The following is a 16984-nucleotide window of genomic DNA, read 5'->3' on the forward strand; positions in this document are numbered from 1 at the left end:
TCAGATATTTAAAAACCGCAAATTATATAATTTGCGGTTTTTCTATATAAAAAAACACCCTAAGAAATTTTAGGGTGTTTAAAAAAAATATCAATAGAGTGTATATTACAAGAACTCTCCGTGTTGAGTAATGTCTAATCCTAATTCTTCTTTGTCTTCACTAACTCTTAGAGGCGTAATTTTGTTTACAATAAAGAATAAAGCATAAGAAGCAGAGAAAGCAAAGATAGATACCAATACTAATGCTTTTAATTGAATTAAAAACAAAGTAGCATCACCAAAAATTAACCCTTGATTATCACCTACAATTGGATTGATAGCTTTTGAAGCAAAAACACCAGTCAATAGCATACCTACCATACCACCAACACCGTGACAAGCAAATACATCTAAAGCATCATCAATTTTTCCTTTAGGGAATTTCATTACCATAAAGTTACTGATTATACTTGCAATGATACCAATAGCAATTGCGTGAGGAATACTTACGAATCCTGCAGCAGGAGTGATGGCAACTAAACCAACAACTGCTCCAATACAAGCTCCCATTGCAGATAATTTGTGACCTAAAATTTTATCTAAAAATACCCAAGCCATTGCAGCAGCAGCAGCAGCAACAGTAGTAGTTCCTAATGCTTGTGCAGCAAGTCCGTTAGCACCTACAGCAGATCCTGCATTGAAACCAAACCATCCGAACCATAATAAACCAGTTCCTAATAATACATAAGTAATACGTGCAGGGTTTACTTTTTGAACTTTTCTTTTTCCTAAGAAGATAGCACCAGCTAAAGCAGCCCATCCAGCACTCATGTGTACAACAGTACCTCCAGCAAAGTCAAGAACTCCCATTTTAAAGAATAATCCATCAGGATGCCAAGTCATGTGACATAATGGTGCGTAGATTACTAATATGAACAATACCATAAATAATAAGTAAGCCCAAAAACGAATACGCTCAGCAAATGCTCCAGTAATTAATGCTGGTGTAATGATGGCAAATTTCGCTTGAAAGAAAGCAAATAAAAGCAATGGGATTGTTGGGGCTAATTCCCAAGCAGTGTTAGCACTTACTCCATTAAAGAGTATGTTAGAGGAAGGATCTCCAATGATTCCTCCTATAGAAGGACCAAAACACAATCCAAATCCAACTAATACCCATAATACAGTTACGATTACCATAGCCATAAAACTTTGTAACATCGTACTAATTACATTTTTCTTTCCTACCATACCTCCGTAGAAAAACCCTAATGCAGGAGTCATAATCAATACCAAAGCAGAAGCAACAATCATCCATGCTGTGTCTCCAGTATCTAATTTTAATTCAACAATATGAGCTCCTAGTTTTGCTGATTCAACAACAAAAGAATTTGAGAAAAAAGTAAGTCCCAAAACAGTGATTAGAATCACACTTAAAACAATTTTACGCATAACTTTTAATTTTAAATTTTTGATAAAAGTATAAAAATATCACATTGACCCATAAAAAAATAGGGGGTAATTGTGCATTTTTATTAAATAATTAAATTACACCTATAATTTTTTAGGGTTTAACGTAATTTTTATCGGATATTTTGAATTTGATAATACAGATTTTGGTTTCAAAGAAGATTTTAGGGTATTTAGTGTCATAAAAAAAGCCAATTACATTGTAATTGGCTCTAATACTTAATGAAAATTAAAAGGAATTATTTTTGATTGTATTTTTCTTTATAACGATCGTTTAATTTTGTTTGGTGAGTTTCTAAACTAATGGCTCTTCCTTGAATAAAAGCAGCTGATAGTTTATTAGTTCTCATGTCTAATGCATCACCTTCAGAAATGAATAACGTAGCATCTTTGCCAACTTCAATCGTACCACAGAATGAGTCAATACCAAGTATTTTTGCAGTATTTGAAGTAATTAGTTGCAATGCTTGTTCTTTGTCTAAACCATAAGCAGCGCATGTTCCGGCTAAGAAAGGTAAATTTCTAGTAGCCATTCTTTCGTGTGCTCCACTATTTTCTAATCCTACAATTACTCCTTGATCAGTAAGTAGTTTGGCTAATTTATAAGGTAAATCAACATCGTCATCATCATTTTCTGGCATATCGTGAACACGTTTTAATAAAACAGCTACTTGATTTGTTTTTAGAAAACCACCTATTTTATAAGCTTCATAACCTCCAACAATAACAATTTTTAGGATTCCATTACTTTTAGCTAATTCAATAGCATCTACCATTTGTTTGGCTTCGTCTGCATGAATAAACAATGTCTGTTCTCCATTAAACAATCCTTTGGTTGATTCGAGAACTAAATTTCGCTCTTTAGGAGCAGTTGAATTATATGCTTTAGCATTAACGAAAAAATTATTGACCTCCTGGATTTGGGTTGTATAGTCTTTATTGGGTTCAATTGTCCCTGGTTCAAACCAAGATCCACTTCGTTTAAAACTTGAAGGAAATTCCATGTGTATTCCGTCATTTTCTTTGATTAAGGCATCACTCCAATGCCAAGCATCTAATTGGACTATAGAGGATGTGCCTGAAATCAAACCTCCTCTAGGTGTGATCTGTGCCATTAGAATTCCATTAGGTCTAACGGTTTCTACCACTTTAGAATCTGCAGTGTATGCAATTATACTTCGTACGTGTGGGTTGAAGGTTCCGATTTCGGATTCGTCATCGGATGACTTAACTGCATCAATTTCTACTAAACCTAAAGTAGAGTTTGGTGCTATGAATCCAGGATAGATTTCTTTCCCTTTAGCATCGATGATAGTTTCGTAATTTCCTTTAGCTACATTACTAGTAATGGTCACTACATCAATTTTACCATTTTTAAAACCAATCGCACTGTTTTCTATAACGGTTCCATTGCCAACATGTGTTTTTGCATTAATGATTAAAATCGATTTTGTTTGTTTTGGAGCAGGTGTTTGTTGTGCTGTACTAACAAATGATATACTCAGTACCAATGTTAAAAGAACTATTTTTTTATGTATCATAATTATCATAATTAATTTGTGAATAAAGAGAATCTTACTACTAGTATTCCAGCGTGTCACAATGATATTCTTTGCGCTCTGCTTTTTTAGGTTCTTGTGTAATCATTCCCTTGTTTTTTTCTTCCAATAATTGACCAATAAGTATATTTCTTTCTTTGGTAATTGCTTTTCTTTGTTCTTCATCTTTTTGAAGATCATAGTAAGTTACTCCTTCAATTATTGTTTTTTCTGCTTTCGCATAGATAGATAATGGATTATTGTTCCACAGCACGACATCAGCATCTTTTCCAACTTTAATACTTCCAACTTTGTCATCAATATGAAGCAATTTAGCAGGATTTAAAGTCACAAATTTCCAAGCCTCTTCCTCTGAGATATTACCATATTTCACTGCTTTAGCTGCTTCTTGATTTAAACGTCTTGACATTTCAGCATCATCTGAGTTATAAGCTACAACAATACCTTTATTATGCATGATAGGTCCATTGAAAGGAATTGCATCATTTACTTCAAATTTATAAGCCCACCAATCAGAAAAAGTAGAAGCGCCTACACCGTGTTCTTTCATTTTGTCAGCTACTTTATATCCTTCTAATATATGTGTAAAGGTATTGACTCTAAAATTGAATTTTTCTGCTACGTTCATCAACATTAAAATTTCAGATTGTACATAAGAGTGACAGGTGATGAAACGCTCTTTGTTTAAAATTTCAGCAAGGGTTTGTAATTCTAAATCTACTCGAGGTGCTTTTCCTTTTTTAGCGCTATTGTATTTTTTCCATGCCAAGTCATATTCTTTAGCTCTTTGGAAGTAATCAGTAAATACTTGTTCTACACCCATTCTGGTTTGAGGGAAACGAGTAGGGTTGATGTTACCCCAATTGGATTGTTTAACATTTTCACCTAAAGCAAATTTGATAAATTTTGGTTGGTTTTTGTATAACATCTCCTCTACAGAAAGTCCCCATTTCCATTTTACAATTGCAGAACGTCCTCCAATTGGATTAGCCGAACCATGCAATAATTGTGAAATAGTTACACCGCCTGCTAAGTCTCTATAAATATTAGGGTCTTCTGAATTGACTACATCTTGAATAGTAACTTCTGCACTAGAATTATGACCACCTTCATTAACTCCTCTAGAAATTGCAATATGTGAATGCTCATCTATAATACCACTAGTTAAGTGTTTGCCCTTAGCATCAATTATTGTAGCTGTTGCATCGGATAAATTTTTACCAACGGCAGCAATTTTTCCATCTTTAATTAATACATCTGTATTTTCTAAGATGCCTTCTTTTTCATTTGTCCAAATCGTTGCATTTTTGAACAATAAAGTCTGTGCGGTTAATTTTTGTTGATTCCCGAAAGGAACATTTGGAAAAGTAACAGGCTGTACAGGGTTTATTTTATCTTCTTTGTTTGCATCAGGTTCTGGTTTAAATTCAGCCGTTTTATTTGCAGTCCAAATAACTTCGTTACCTTCTTTAATAATTGCTTTCCCAGTCAGTTGGGGTTTAGTATCTAAAAAGGCACTTAAACGAATGAAATTTGTCTTAATAGAATCAGCAGGTTTGATTACAGCGGTTAACCATTGATTAGCAATAGTAATTTTAGAGTTTAATTTTTTTCCTTCCGAATTGGTAATTTCAGATTTCGGACTAGTTATTTCACCACCTATTTTCCATTTTAAAACTTCATTTTCTATGGTTAAATCATACGAACCACGAATATCTTTCGCTGTCATGTCGTTCACCACAAATCGATTTCCTTGAACCCAGTTTTCATAGATAACAGTTTTTTTGTCGAAATAATCTCCAGATGTAATAATGAAATTAGCTTGGCTACCATTGTTTAAAGTACCAATTTCATTGCTTTTACCTATGATAGCAGCAGGAATTGTAGTCATAGCTTCCAATGCTTTGGTGGTATCAAAACCATATTGGACTGCTTTGAGTAGGTTAGTTCTGAAATTTTCTAATTTTTTCAAATTATCAGTGGTTAAGGCAAAAACTACACCATTATCGGCTAATACTTTTAAGTTTGTGGGAGCTTGATTCCAAAAACGAAAATCTTTCAATTCCATTTGATTGGCTTGATTAGGATCAGAAACATCATAAGCTTCAGGGAAATTAATTGGAATGATAAATTTAGAATTGGTTTTTTTGATTTCTTCAATTCGTTCAAATTCATTTCCACTTCCTTTTAAAACATAATTAAGACCAAATTCTTTTGCGATTTTTGAAGCTCTTAAACTATTTAGTTTGTCTTCAGTAGCAAATAATTGAACTAGATTTTGATTTTCAATCAAGGCATCAAGAGAAATGTCTTTAGTGTCAGAGTTTCCTTTTTTATACCAATCCATATCTAAATACATTTGGCGAAGTAATGCCATCATTCCCATTAATGAACTAGGGTACGATTGTGCGCTTAGTGCGCTTTTGGTGAAACCAAAATGATTTGAAATTTTAGCTGCTAATAAGCGTTTGCTTTTTTCAAAATTATTCAGGGCTATCAATGTTCCTGTACCTCTTGCAATTCCGTCTTGAACATGGGTTCCAACCACACCAAATCCAGCTTTTAGGAATTCCTCTGCTTTAGCAGAATCGTATTTGTAATTCTCAAAAGCATTTACTTCAGATCGAATATGTTCATTCCAATAATAACCTGCGCGTTTTGTATCATATAATTCTCCTCGAGACATCGGAGTTAAGCTTTTTGGTTTTTCGATTCCAAAGCTTGTGTAAATATCTATGAAAGAAGGATAAATAGTTTTTCCTTCAAGATTTATTACAATTGTATTTTTTGGAAGAACGAGGTTAGTGCCAACATTTATGACTTTGCCATTTTGAACCAATAATGTTCCATCATTGATTATTTGGGTAGGGGTAACATAAATTTTAGCATTGGTAAACGCTGTTAAATTTTGATTTCTGTTTTGAACACCTTCATTATTAGGGAAATAATTTTGTGCCTGAGCTTTTGGCAGTAGTGTTGCCAATAAGATAATAAGTAGTATTTTTTTCATAACATGAATTTAAATATTTGTTAAATGTATAAAAAAAAGTATTCGTAGAGTTCAGTTTTTCAATTTTAACAGTTGTTATATTAAGTATGTTTGTAAGTATTAATTTTAAATTATCAGTAAATTTTAAAACATAACTCTTTTTGTTTGAAATTGTATGTAGTTTTTATTTAATTTTAGAAAAAGATTAGATGGTATGTTGACAAAAGTTTTTGGGAGTGCTGTTTTTGGAGTAGATGCTACAACAATCACTGTAGAAGTAAATATAGATAAAGGAATTGGCTATCATTTAGTAGGTTTGCCTGACAATGCCATTAAGGAAAGTAGTTATCGAATTGCAGCTGCTTTAAAAAATAATGGTTACGCTTTGCCAGGAAAAAAAATTACGATTAATATGGCACCTGCTGACTTGCGCAAAGAAGGTTCTGCCTATGATCTGACTTTGGCTATCGGTATTCTAATAGCGTCTTCCCAAATTAAAGGTGATGAAATTGATCGGTATATCATCATGGGAGAACTTTCGCTTGACGGAAGTTTACAACCCATTAGAGGCGCTTTGCCAATTGCGATTAAAGCGAAAGAAGAAGGGTTTAAAGGTTTCTTTTTGCCAAAACAAAATGTAAATGAAGCTGCTATTGTTGCCGACTTGGATGTATATGGTGTAGAGAATCTACAAGAAGTGATTGACTTTTTTGAAGGGAAAGGAACAATTACCCCCACAAAAATAGATACGAGAGCTGAATTTTATAAAACCTTGGAATTTCCAGAGTTTGATTTTTCGGATGTCAAAGGACAAGAAAGTATTAAGCGTTGTATGGAAATTGCAGCGGCAGGCGGACATAATATTATTTTAATAGGACCACCTGGAGCTGGAAAAACAATGCTTGCCAAACGATTGCCAAGTATTTTGCCTCCCATGACTTTGCGTGAAGCTTTGGAAACCACTAAAATTCATAGTGTAGCAGGAAAACTAAAAGAGGTAGGGTTAATGAACCAGCGTCCGTTTAGAAGTCCGCATCATACTATTTCAAATGTGGCACTTGTCGGAGGAGGAAGTTACCCTCAGCCAGGAGAGATATCGATGGCACATAATGGTGTTCTCTTTTTGGATGAGTTGCCCGAGTTCAAGCGGGATGTTCTCGAAGTGATGCGCCAACCTTTAGAAGATAGGGAAGTGACAATTTCAAGAGCGAAATTTACAGTGACCTATCCATCGTCCTTTATGTTGGTGGCGAGTATGAATCCTAGTCCGAGTGGTTTTTTTAATGATCCAGATGCGCCCCAAACTTCTTCGCCTCACGAAATGCAACGCTATATGAATAAAATTTCTGGACCATTATTGGATCGAATCGATATTCATATCGAAGTGACTCCTGTTCCTTTTGAAAAATTATCGGATGATAGAAAAGCAGAAAGTAGTGTCGAAATTCGAAAAAGAGTTACTCAAGCCCGCGAAATCCAGTCTGCTCGATTTGAAGAAATGCCTAATTTGCATTACAATGCTCAGATGAGTACGAAACACATTCGTGAATTTTGTGCTTTGGACGATACCTCAAAAGACTTATTAAAAAACGCAATGGAACGTTTGAATCTTTCGGCTCGTGCGTATGACCGAATTTTGAAAGTAGCACGAACCATTGCCGATTTAGAAAACGCGCAAAATGTATTGTCCAATCATATTGCCGAAGCCATACAATATCGAAGTTTAGACCGTGATGGTTGGTTGGGTTAGTTTTCTTCTATTTCGATAGGTTCTATTGTATCTTCTTCGATACCAATAATAGAGTCGTAAATTGCATATTGCATTGACATATTAAAAGGAATGGTGAATAGGACTCCAATACAAAATCCAATTAAACCAACTAAAGAACCAAAAAAGGCTACTACTAAAAGTAGAAAAAGCACCATAAATTGTTTGCTTGATAAGCTGATACTCGTTTTGATAGCATCCCATGCTTTTTGTTTACCAAAAATAATTAAAGGAGTACTTAATACCGAAAAGATTCCTATAACAAAAGATAACATTCCTCCTACAACTGGAATTTTAAATATAGCTAAAAAGCTATCGATTCCTGTACTTAAAAATGTAATGATAAAAGTAGCTATGAATAATTCTTTGAAATACGACCATTTGTAAAAATACAAGAACTGACGCATTTTAAATTCAACATCTTTGTTTGCTGATTCGGCCATTTTTAAGAATCCAGCACTAATAGGACTAAAAATAATATTGATTACTAACACCACTATAAATTGATAACCAATGTATTCCGGTTGAACCATCTTAGCCTCAAACTGTTTTATCGAATTAGGATTTAAATGTTCGGCACCAAAAATGGAAACCAACCCAATAGATGCTAGGATTACCAATAGGAAACCTAATACTAAAATAGCAAGTCCTGCGTAAAGAGCAATTTTTTTATAATTTTCAAATGCTTTATTGAATACATCTTCAAATTTCAATTCGTATCCATTTGCCTTTAGGTTTTCTATTTTTTGATTGATTGTTTCCATTGTGTATTATTAATTTGGGATTAAAACTAATTATTTTTAGTATTCAATGTATCTGTTTTTGGATTATTTTAAATCCAATTCAATATTTTTTTGATTGAAGCTAATTTGTCTTTATAAGGAGCATAGCGAAGAGGTAAGTCAATCCAAGTCGCTTTTTTAACTACTCCTTTGTGGTGAGAAAAAATATCAAAACTCAATTTACCATGATAGGCTCCTATACCACTATGTCCCACACCTCCAAAAGGCAATTGTTTGTTTGAGAAATGCACCATAGTATCATTCACACAACCTCCACCAAAAGAATGTGATGCGATAATTGTATTGCAAAAAGACTTTCGTTCGCTAAAAATATAAAGCGCTAAAGGCTTTTCATACTTTGCAATTATAGTATTGATTTCAGCTTCATCTTCATAACTAAGTAGTGGAAGTAAAGGACCAAAAATTTCCTCTTGCATGATTAGACTTTCTAAATTACTTTCGTCAATAAGTGTAGGGGAGATGTAATTCGTTTCGCTATTGTATTGGCCACCAAAAAGTACTTTCGTTTCTTCAATCATTCCGACTAATCGTGACCAATTTTTAGCATTGATAATTCGCGCATAATCAGGAGAAACTTCTGGATTGTCTCCATAAGCTAGAGTAATTTCGTCTTTTAAATATTGAATGAAATCAGATTTACTCTTTTTGTGAACCAAAATATAATCAGGAGCAATACAGGTTTGACCCGCGTTGATGAATTTTCCCCAAACAATTCTTTTGGCAGCCAATTTTAAATTAGCTGATTCGTCAACAATACAAGGATTTTTACCTCCTAATTCTAAAGTAACAGGAGTTAGGTTTTTTGCGGCAGCTTTGGAGATAATTTTACCCACAGCAACACTTCCTGTAAAGAAAATATAATCCCAACGCTGTTCCAATAGGTTAGTAGCTACTTGCACGTCGCCCTGAATTACTTCGACATGATCAAAAGCGAATGTTTTAGCTATTATTTTTTCGATTATTTCAGCAGTTCTTGGAGTTAATTCTGAAGGTTTTAATACTACTTGATTTCCAGCTGCAACAGCTGATATTACAGGGCATAATGCTAGTTGAAAAGGATAATTCCAAGGCGCAATTACTAATACTTTTCCATACGGTTCTTTATAGATATAATCTGATGAAGGAATGTTTAAAACAAAGGGAAAAACTCTTTTGGGTTTAGCCCAGCGAGAAATATTTTTTATGGTGTATTTTAAATCTGAAATTACATAACTGGTTTCGGTAACCACTGCTTCAAAAGCCGGTTTGTTGAAATCATCCTGTAGCGCGCTAATTATTTCATCTTCATGTGTGATGATAGTATTTAACAAACGAGTTAGAATTTCTTTTCGGTAACCAATGTCGGTTTTGTAATTCATATCAAACGCTACTTAAAATTAGTATGCAATATAAATTATATAATTCAATAAACGTTATTTGAGATTGAAAATTAGATGGTATTCCAAATCACATCGTCTGGAGTAGGAGCAATAATACTAATATTTTCTTTTGAAACGGGATGAACGAAAGTTAGTTTTCGCGCGTGCAAATGAATTCCTCCATCTGGATTACTTCGGTCAAAACCGTATTTTAAATCGCCTTTTATTGGCGAACCAATAACAGATAATTGAGCCCTGATTTGGTGATGTCTTCCTGTGTGAAGGTTGATTTCTAAAGCAGTATAATTGTTTAGTTCTTTGATAATTTGGTAATCCAAACTGGCTATTTTACTATCAGGCACTTCTTTTAGGTGTGCTTTTGAAGTATTGTTTTTTTCATTCCTTTTGAGGTAATGCACTAATTTAGCATTGGATGGATTTGGTTTGTTTTTTACAACAGCCCAATAGGTTTTTTGAGTTTCTCGATTACTGAAAAGTTCATTCATTCGAGAAAGGGCCTTACTAGTTCTGGCAAACACTATAATTCCGGTAGTTGGTCGATCTAATCGATGCACTACGCCTAAAAATACTTCTCCGGGTTTGTTGTATTTTTCTTTGATGTATTCTTTGACAACTTCACTCAAAGGTTTGTCGCCTGTTTTATCGCCTTGAACAATATCTCCTACACGCTTATTGACTACAATTAGATGATTGTCTTCATGAAGAATTTGGAGGTTATCTTTGTTAGAAACAATTTTCATTTAGATATTTTAGATTTTTAGAGCTTTCGATTATTAGAAAGTTAAGTTTTTAGTGTTGATCTAAATTTTGATATCATTTTGATAATTTCTTCTAGCTCATATAAAAGAATTTTCAGGGTGTCAAATTCTAAAAATTCTAAATCGTTTGAAATTAATAATTGAGTTTCAATTTCGTAAGCTGAACCAATCGCAATTTCAAGAAATCTAGAAAATTCTTTGTTTGATGCTCTTGAGGAACCTTCTGCAATATTAGATGGTATAGAAACGGAAGCTCTTCGTAATTGATTAGTAATTCCAAATTTTTCATTATCTGGAAAATTTGAAGTCACAGCATATATTTTAGAACAAAAGTACCTACTTCTTTTCCAAATTTCTAAATTTTTGAATTGGTGCATTTTTTCTAACTATCTAAACTATCGAATTTTCTAACTATCTAAATTAATATTGCTCGCTAGCATTAGGAAAATCAGATGTTTTAACATCATCAACATATTGACTTATTGCAGTAGTCATTCCTTCATATAAATTCATATAACGTCTTAAGAAACGAGGGCTAAATTCATTATTCATTCCTAACATATCGTGAATAACTAACACTTGACCATCAACACCTCCACCAGCGCCAATTCCGATTACAGGAATCGAAATGCTTTTGGCTACTTTTTCAGCTAAATGAGCGGGAATTTTTTCCAATACAATTGCAAAACAACCTAAGGTTTCTAATAGTTTAGCATCTTCAATTAATTGTTCTGCCTCGGCATCTTCTTTGGCACGAACAGTATACGTTCCAAATTTATAGATGGACTGAGGGGTTAAACCCAAATGTCCCATTACAGGAATTCCTGCGTTTAATATTTTTTTGATAGAATCTTTAATTTCGCTTCCTCCTTCTAATTTTACTGCATGTCCACCACTTTCTTTCATAATTCGAATAGCAGAACGCAAGGCTTCTTTTGAGTCTGATTGGTAACTCCCAAAAGGTAAATCCACAACGACTAAGGCACGTTCAATAGCGCGAACTACAGAAGAGGCGTGGTAAATCATTTGATCCAAAGTAATAGGCAAAGTAGTTTCGTGTCCCGCCATGACATTCGAAGCAGAATCACCTACTAAAATCACATCAACACCAGCAGTGTCCACAATTTTTGCCATAGTATAATCATAGGCAGTTAACATTGAAATTTTTTCGCCATTGGCTTTCATTTCAATTAAGGACTTTGTGGTTATTCTTTTATAATCTTTCTTTGCGACTGACATAGTTTTATTTTAAAGGTGTAAAGGTAACAAAATGGATTTTTTTTAACTCAAAATGACAAATTAATATTAATTGTAACCAATATCAGTTTGATGCACTTCAGTTAAACGAATCAATTAATTGTTTTTCAAGCGTAATCCAAATGGTACCATTACAATTCCTTTTTCGTATATGTTAAGGTATAAAAGAACAGGTTTTTTTTGCCCTTCCCATTTTAGTTCATAAACGTCTAAGAAACCCGCTCCCATATCACTTCGCTTAGTAGGGAAGGGACAACAACTTTCTAATTTAGAATAGGTTATTTTTTCTCCTTTTGGACCAGCCAAAGCATTCAGAAAACGTTCTTGATTAGCATCAGATTTACTGGTTTGATAAAAAATATTAATCGGGTAATCTTTGTCGTAACCGTATTTTTTATCCGTACTAAATAGTTTAATATCAAAGGTGTTATTGTTGTTTACTACTAAATCAGGTGCTGTATCATCTACGTTTTTTAAAGTTGATCTAGTACTCACACAAGAGTTTAGTAGTATTGATAAAGCAATAATTAGGATACTTTTTTTCATAATATTTTTGGTATTTATTTTTCTTTTTTAGGTTTAAATAAACAAATAGTACAAGAATTTAATTGGTTATACAAATATAATGAGAACTTCAGCAGTTTTATTCTTTTGAGCAACAATTATGCCTCTATAAAATGTTTTGTTTGCCAAATAGAATTCCTATTTTTACAAAAAATACAGAATTTATGAGTATCCTTTTTCAAACCTGGCCTTGGTATATTTCAGGATTTATTATAGGCATGATTATGCTTTGTTTGACTTATTTTGGTAAACATTTCGGAATGTCATCCAATTTGGAGTCTCTTTGTTCGATGTCTGGACTTGGAAAAAAAGTAGCTTATTTTAACTTCGATTGGAAAGCGAACAAATGGAATCTTACAGTAGTAGTAGGAGCGATGATAGGAGGTTTTCTGGCAGTGCATTTTATGAGTGATCCAACTAACGTTGCCATTAATCCAACAACAATTGAACAATTAGCGGCACTTGGTATAGATGCTCCCAATGGTAAACTAGCTCCAGATGTTCTTTTTGGGAATCAAATTTTTGAATCTCCAAAAAGTATTTTGATTTTACTAGTGGGTGGGATTTTGATTGGTTTTGGAACACGTTATGCGGGAGGATGTACCTCAGGACATGCCATTTCAGGATTGAGCAACTTGCAATTACCTTCTTTAAAAGCGGTTATCGGATTTTTTATTGGCGGATTGATTATGGTTCATTTATTATTACCCTTACTTTTTTAACGATGAAATTAATTAAATATTTAGTAGTAGGTTTTATTTTTGGGATTGTGCTGACTAAGTCTGAAGCGGTATCTTGGTATCGTATTTATGAAATGTTTCAGTTTCAATCATTCCATATGTATGGAATTATCTCGGTTGCTATAGCAACGGGTTTGATAGGGATTCAAATCATTAAAAGAAACAAAATAAAAGATATTGACGGAGCACCAATAGTTATAAAAGACAAAGAAAAAGGTGCAGCTCGTTATTGGATTGGAGGGATACTTTTTGGTTTAGGCTGGGGATTAGTAGGCTCTTGTCCAGGACCAATTTTTATATTATTAGGTGCAGGAGTTTTTCCAGTTATTTTGGTGCTAATAGGCGCTTTGGTAGGAACTATTTTGTATGGTCTTTTTAAAGAAAAGTTACCACACTAAATCACAATATACAAAATTTTTAATAGCATTTTCTTAGTTTAAGAGAATGCTATTTTTTTTGATTTAAGTGTAAGATTCCTTTGACTATACCATACTGAGCTAGTAAATAGGTAACCATGATTAATAAAGAAGCAGCAGGAATTGGCTTGTAAAATTTATTAAATGCCAAAATACTATCCGAACTAATAAACAATAGAGCGCCAATTAAAACAGAATGATTCGGAATCGCTTCCCATTGAAAGCTTCCTTTGAGGGCAAAATACAGCATGGTGCTTATTACTATAGCATAGATAACTACGGGTACTGTAAGTGAACCCAGTTTAGGCCCTAGCGTTGTAATCATCATCGAAAAATAGATCACAATCAATCCAATTCCAGCTCCAAAACTTAATTTATTGCTGATTGTCTTGCTTATGGTTTGCTTGTTAAAGAGTACAATATAAAAGATATGAGATAGTAAGAACGCAACTAATCCTAGTATAAAATAGATTTCTCCTCTATCTGCGAAGAGTAAAATAACATCACCTATCCATGAGAATGTTAATGCTGTTAGTAAGATTTTTTTAGTACTAAAGTTTTCTGTATAATATACTGCAACTAGTAAAATTGGAAGTAAAAATGGTTTTACCACTCGTACCATTTCTTCTTGGTTAAATGCAGTGATTAATAAGTAAATAGCACTTATAACGAGGTAGATAGATAAGTATAATTTGTTTTTCATATTGTGTTTATTTAGGCTAGAGCTAATTTTTCTGATTTGAATCCAAAGCTTACAAAATATACGTTAACTAGTAATGAAAGCACTAAATATCCCATAATCAAGTAAGTCCCGAAAGGAATAATACGATCAATTCCAAACCAATCTCCTATGTAAGTTACAATCCCAATTCCGAAAGTAAATCGAATACTTTCCCAAACCAAAGAAAATTTATTGGTATCCATTAATTCGGTATAACTATAAACACTAATAAAAATGAAAAATCCGTAAAGGAAAATATTTTGAAGATCTAGTTGTGCAATTGAAAGATATAAATAACTCACTAATGCTAAAGTGACAAACAATTGTAAAACAGACCAATTCATCAATGTTTTAGAATATTGTGTTCCGTATTTATTGAAGTCATACACATTGGTGATTTTGGCAACAGGATATTTTTCTTCAAAATTTTCTGGACGCCAACCCGTTGGTTGAAACCAAATGGTGAACTTGTCTTTCCAATTTTCGGCGCGCCAAGCATCACAGATTAATAGCCATAGATGTTGAAAATTGATTCGGAAAGGATTCCAAGTTTGTGCTGGCCTAGTAATGCCGAAAACGGCTGGAACACTGTCTAATTCTTCTTGATAGGTGCCAAATAATTTGTCCCAAAAAATAAAAATTTGACCGTGATTTTTATCCATGTATTCTGGATTAATGGCATGATGAACTCGATGGTGAGAGGGAGTAACAATAATTTGTTCTAAAACACCCATTTTTTTAATGTGTTTCGTGTGGTACCAAAATTGTAAAAACAAATGAATGGGTAAGGTAATCGCAATTACTTTTGCAGGTACTCCTAATACCGCAGCAGGGATTAATAAAAATGTGAATAGATTGACAAAACTCGAAATAGTTTGTCGCAAGGCACATGATAAATTGAATTCTTCGCTACTATGATGAATAGCGTGTTTGTTCCATAAAAAGTTGATTTGATGTGCCAATCGATGTGACCAATAGCCATAAAAATCAATAGCTATGAATCCAATTATATACGCAATGAGGTTGGGTTCTTGATGGAATAGAGCAATTCTGTTTACCATCCAGTCGTAAGAAAGTAGGGTTACACTCAATCCCAAAACATCTTTTAGGGAATTAATAATTCCAGAACTGATGCTGGATACCGAATCCATAGTGGGAGCAGTATCTTCACCTTTATAATAACCATACACTTTTTCTATGATTATTAATGCCAAAAAAAGAGGCATTGCAAATAACAAAACTGTAGCATATTCTTTCATAAACACCTATAATTTTAATCAAATATAGAATAAAACTATGTGTTTTGTAATAAAAATGAAAATATTTGGTTTTTTGTTATATGATTTCAGCACTTAATCCAGCTTCTAATAACTGGATACACTGTGGCTTAAGTTTGTCGTACACGTCAGTTTTTACAGTACATTTTCCATTGTAATGAATAATTAGCGAACATTGTTCAGCTTGTTCAGGAGTGTGATCACATACCCTCACTAAGGTGTCAATTACGTGATCAAAAGTATTGACATCATCATTGTACACCACAATTTCATTATTGACGGATGTTTGTTCTTTTAAACTGACTCTTTCTCTAACTTTTTCTTTAGTACTCATTTAGGTAGGTTTTGTACTTTGGTAATTACAACACTAATTTACATATTTTAACGAAACCCAATTGTTTCTTTGAAATTTTTTAACGTAAGTCAATCCTTTTTCAGTACAAGATTCATCTATAAACGGGATGTCTTCTTCGTAGAAACCGCTAAATAAAATAGTTCCACCAGGGTTCAAACAATCCACATACGATTGCATATCATTCAACAAAATATTTCGATTGATATTAGCAATAATTAAGTCGTACTTTTTATCTTGTAATAAAGCGGCATCTCCTTCATAAACACTAATGTGTTTGCAATGGTTACGTTCAGCGTTTTCAATGGAGTTCAAATAGCACCAATTGTCAATATCAATCGCATCAATAGGTTGAGCGCCTTTCATTTCGGCTAAAATGGCTAAAATAGCAGTCCCGCATCCCATGTCTAATGTTTTCAAACCTTTCACATCCATTTCTAATAAATGCTGAATCATCATGTGCGTAGTTTCGTGATGTCCGGTGCCAAAACTCATTTTAGGTTCAATTACGATATCAAATTGGGCTTCAGTTTTTGGATGAAAAGGAGCGCGAACATGGCATTTCCCATCCACTTCAATAGGTTCGAAATTTTTCTCCCATTCTTCATTCCAATTCACTTGTTCAATCTCCTCATAAGTATAGTCGATTTTGAACTCTTCAGACTGTAGTATGTAAACATCGTCAAGTATAGTATCGTCCCACAAATCTTTTTGTACAAAAGCATCAATTCCAGTTTCAGTTTCTGTAAAACTTTCAAACGCTTTTTCACCTAATTCGGCAATAAGAATTTCAGAACCTAGTTCTTTTGGTTCAATGGTAAAATGATATCCGATATAACTATTTGACATGTTTGTTTTTTTTGCAAAGGTACATTTTCTCTTCAGTTATGCGACTACTAGAAACAAAAAAAGAGGTTTGAATGAACAAACCTCTTTTTGAATAGGAATAGTA

16 protein-coding genes are annotated in these 16984 nt (G+C 33.4%); 3 read left to right on the forward strand and 13 right to left on the reverse strand.

Annotated features, from left to right (window positions below; all coding sequences use genetic code 11):
* Window positions 1-105 precede the first annotated feature (105 nt).
* The 3 genes from RMR09_RS04785 to RMR09_RS04795 all read right to left on the reverse strand — a co-directional run bounded on the left by RMR09_RS04785 (window position 106) and on the right by RMR09_RS04795 (window position 6018).
* Complete coding sequence (locus RMR09_RS04785) at window positions 106-1431, reverse strand: ammonium transporter (RefSeq protein ID WP_310594667.1); 1326 nt, start codon at window positions 1429-1431, stop codon at window positions 106-108.
* A gap of 257 nt (window positions 1432-1688) precedes the next feature.
* Window positions 1689-2990 carry an amidohydrolase family protein gene (locus RMR09_RS04790; protein ID WP_310594668.1) on the reverse strand — a complete coding sequence of 434 codons (1302 nt, stop codon included), beginning with the start codon at window positions 2988-2990 and terminating at the stop codon, window positions 1689-1691.
* A gap of 40 nt (window positions 2991-3030) precedes the next feature.
* The gene (locus tag RMR09_RS04795) at window positions 3031-6018 is read right to left on the reverse strand and encodes an amidohydrolase family protein (RefSeq protein ID WP_310594669.1); all 2988 of its coding nucleotides are present in this window, start codon (window positions 6016-6018) and stop codon (window positions 3031-3033) included.
* 193 nt (window positions 6019-6211) lie between these two features.
* On the opposite strand from RMR09_RS04795, the gene RMR09_RS04800 reads away from it, so the two are divergent.
* Window positions 6212-7747, forward strand: coding sequence for a YifB family Mg chelatase-like AAA ATPase (locus RMR09_RS04800; RefSeq protein WP_310594670.1), 1536 nt, complete (start codon window positions 6212-6214; stop codon window positions 7745-7747).
* Here the strand turns inward: RMR09_RS04800 and RMR09_RS04805 are convergent.
* The 6 genes from RMR09_RS04805 to RMR09_RS04830 all read right to left on the reverse strand — a co-directional run bounded on the left by RMR09_RS04805 (window position 7744) and on the right by RMR09_RS04830 (window position 12508).
* Window positions 7744-8529 carry a hypothetical protein gene (locus RMR09_RS04805; RefSeq protein ID WP_310594671.1) on the reverse strand — a complete coding sequence of 262 codons (786 nt, stop codon included), beginning with the start codon at window positions 8527-8529 and terminating at the stop codon, window positions 7744-7746. The two genes, RMR09_RS04800 and RMR09_RS04805, sit on opposite strands and share 4 nt — an antisense overlap.
* A 68-nt stretch (window positions 8530-8597) precedes the next feature.
* Entirely contained in the window at window positions 8598-9926 is a 1329-nt protein-coding gene (locus RMR09_RS04810) for an aldehyde dehydrogenase (RefSeq protein WP_310594672.1), read from the reverse strand.
* A 71-nt stretch (window positions 9927-9997) separates the two neighbouring features.
* Window positions 9998-10687, reverse strand: a complete 690-nt coding sequence (locus RMR09_RS04815; protein ID WP_310594673.1) for an RNA pseudouridine synthase — start codon at window positions 10685-10687, stop codon at window positions 9998-10000.
* A gap of 41 nt (window positions 10688-10728) precedes the next feature.
* A complete protein-coding gene (locus RMR09_RS04820; protein WP_310594674.1) occupies window positions 10729-11082 on the reverse strand; it encodes a four helix bundle protein in 354 nt (117 codons plus the stop codon).
* A gap of 43 nt (window positions 11083-11125) precedes the next feature.
* Window positions 11126-11944, reverse strand: coding sequence for a 3-methyl-2-oxobutanoate hydroxymethyltransferase (gene panB, locus RMR09_RS04825; RefSeq protein ID WP_310594675.1), 819 nt, complete (start codon window positions 11942-11944; stop codon window positions 11126-11128).
* A gap of 114 nt (window positions 11945-12058) precedes the next feature.
* Complete coding sequence (locus tag RMR09_RS04830) at window positions 12059-12508, reverse strand: 2-dehydro-3-deoxyphosphooctonate aldolase (RefSeq protein WP_310594676.1); 450 nt, start codon at window positions 12506-12508, stop codon at window positions 12059-12061.
* 182 nt (window positions 12509-12690) lie between these two features.
* On the opposite strand from RMR09_RS04830, the gene RMR09_RS04835 reads away from it, so the two are divergent.
* Window positions 12691-13248, forward strand: a complete 558-nt coding sequence (locus tag RMR09_RS04835; protein WP_310594677.1) for a YeeE/YedE thiosulfate transporter family protein — start codon at window positions 12691-12693, stop codon at window positions 13246-13248.
* A 2-nt stretch (window positions 13249-13250) separates the two neighbouring features.
* On the forward strand, window positions 13251-13664 hold the full coding sequence (locus tag RMR09_RS04840) for a DUF6691 family protein (RefSeq protein WP_310594678.1): 414 nt from the start codon (window positions 13251-13253) through the stop codon (window positions 13662-13664).
* A gap of 49 nt (window positions 13665-13713) precedes the next feature.
* On the opposite strand, the gene RMR09_RS04845 is transcribed toward RMR09_RS04840, so the two are convergent.
* The 4 genes from RMR09_RS04845 to prmA all read right to left on the reverse strand — a co-directional run bounded on the left by RMR09_RS04845 (window position 13714) and on the right by prmA (window position 16881).
* Window positions 13714-14385 (reverse strand): lysoplasmalogenase, encoded by a 672-nt coding sequence (locus tag RMR09_RS04845; RefSeq protein WP_310594679.1) that lies wholly within the window; start codon window positions 14383-14385, stop codon window positions 13714-13716.
* Window positions 14386-14396: 11 nt separating this feature from the next.
* Window positions 14397-15662 (reverse strand): sterol desaturase family protein, encoded by a 1266-nt coding sequence (locus tag RMR09_RS04850; protein WP_310594680.1) that lies wholly within the window; start codon window positions 15660-15662, stop codon window positions 14397-14399.
* Between the two features lie 76 nt (window positions 15663-15738).
* Window positions 15739-16014, reverse strand: a complete 276-nt coding sequence (locus RMR09_RS04855; protein WP_310594681.1) for an ATP-dependent Clp protease adaptor ClpS — start codon at window positions 16012-16014, stop codon at window positions 15739-15741.
* Between the two features lie 33 nt (window positions 16015-16047).
* Complete coding sequence (prmA, locus tag RMR09_RS04860) at window positions 16048-16881, reverse strand: 50S ribosomal protein L11 methyltransferase (protein ID WP_310594682.1); 834 nt, start codon at window positions 16879-16881, stop codon at window positions 16048-16050.
* Window positions 16882-16984 lie beyond the last annotated feature (103 nt).

The sequence above is a fragment of the Flavobacterium sp. genome, from assembly GCF_031537875.1.
Classification (GTDB): Bacteria; Bacteroidota; Bacteroidia; order Flavobacteriales; family Flavobacteriaceae; genus Flavobacterium.

What these genes read in the sequence shown, in the direction of transcription:
- RMR09_RS04785 (WP_310594667.1), bottom strand. Translation starts at nt 1,431, where the DNA reads ATGCGTAAAATTGTTTTAAGTGTGATTCTAATCACTGTTTTGGGACTT.
- RMR09_RS04790 (WP_310594668.1), bottom strand. Translation starts at nt 2,990, where the DNA reads ATGATACATAAAAAAATAGTTCTTTTAACATTGGTACTGAGTATATCA.
- RMR09_RS04795 (WP_310594669.1), bottom strand. Translation starts at nt 6,018, where the DNA reads ATGAAAAAAATACTACTTATTATCTTATTGGCAACACTACTGCCAAAA.
- RMR09_RS04800 (WP_310594670.1), top strand. Translation starts at nt 6,212, where the DNA reads ATGTTGACAAAAGTTTTTGGGAGTGCTGTTTTTGGAGTAGATGCTACA.
- RMR09_RS04805 (WP_310594671.1), bottom strand. Translation starts at nt 8,529, where the DNA reads ATGGAAACAATCAATCAAAAAATAGAAAACCTAAAGGCAAATGGATAC.
- RMR09_RS04810 (WP_310594672.1), bottom strand. Translation starts at nt 9,926, where the DNA reads ATGAATTACAAAACCGACATTGGTTACCGAAAAGAAATTCTAACTCGT.
- RMR09_RS04815 (WP_310594673.1), bottom strand. Translation starts at nt 10,687, where the DNA reads ATGAAAATTGTTTCTAACAAAGATAACCTCCAAATTCTTCATGAAGAC.
- RMR09_RS04820 (WP_310594674.1), bottom strand. Translation starts at nt 11,082, where the DNA reads ATGCACCAATTCAAAAATTTAGAAATTTGGAAAAGAAGTAGGTACTTT.
- panB (WP_310594675.1), bottom strand. Translation starts at nt 11,944, where the DNA reads ATGTCAGTCGCAAAGAAAGATTATAAAAGAATAACCACAAAGTCCTTA.
- RMR09_RS04830 (WP_310594676.1), bottom strand. Translation starts at nt 12,508, where the DNA reads ATGAAAAAAAGTATCCTAATTATTGCTTTATCAATACTACTAAACTCT.
- RMR09_RS04835 (WP_310594677.1), top strand. Translation starts at nt 12,691, where the DNA reads ATGAGTATCCTTTTTCAAACCTGGCCTTGGTATATTTCAGGATTTATT.
- RMR09_RS04840 (WP_310594678.1), top strand. Translation starts at nt 13,251, where the DNA reads ATGAAATTAATTAAATATTTAGTAGTAGGTTTTATTTTTGGGATTGTG.
- RMR09_RS04845 (WP_310594679.1), bottom strand. Translation starts at nt 14,385, where the DNA reads ATGAAAAACAAATTATACTTATCTATCTACCTCGTTATAAGTGCTATT.
- RMR09_RS04850 (WP_310594680.1), bottom strand. Translation starts at nt 15,662, where the DNA reads ATGAAAGAATATGCTACAGTTTTGTTATTTGCAATGCCTCTTTTTTTG.
- RMR09_RS04855 (WP_310594681.1), bottom strand. Translation starts at nt 16,014, where the DNA reads ATGAGTACTAAAGAAAAAGTTAGAGAAAGAGTCAGTTTAAAAGAACAA.
- prmA (WP_310594682.1), bottom strand. Translation starts at nt 16,881, where the DNA reads ATGTCAAATAGTTATATCGGATATCATTTTACCATTGAACCAAAAGAA.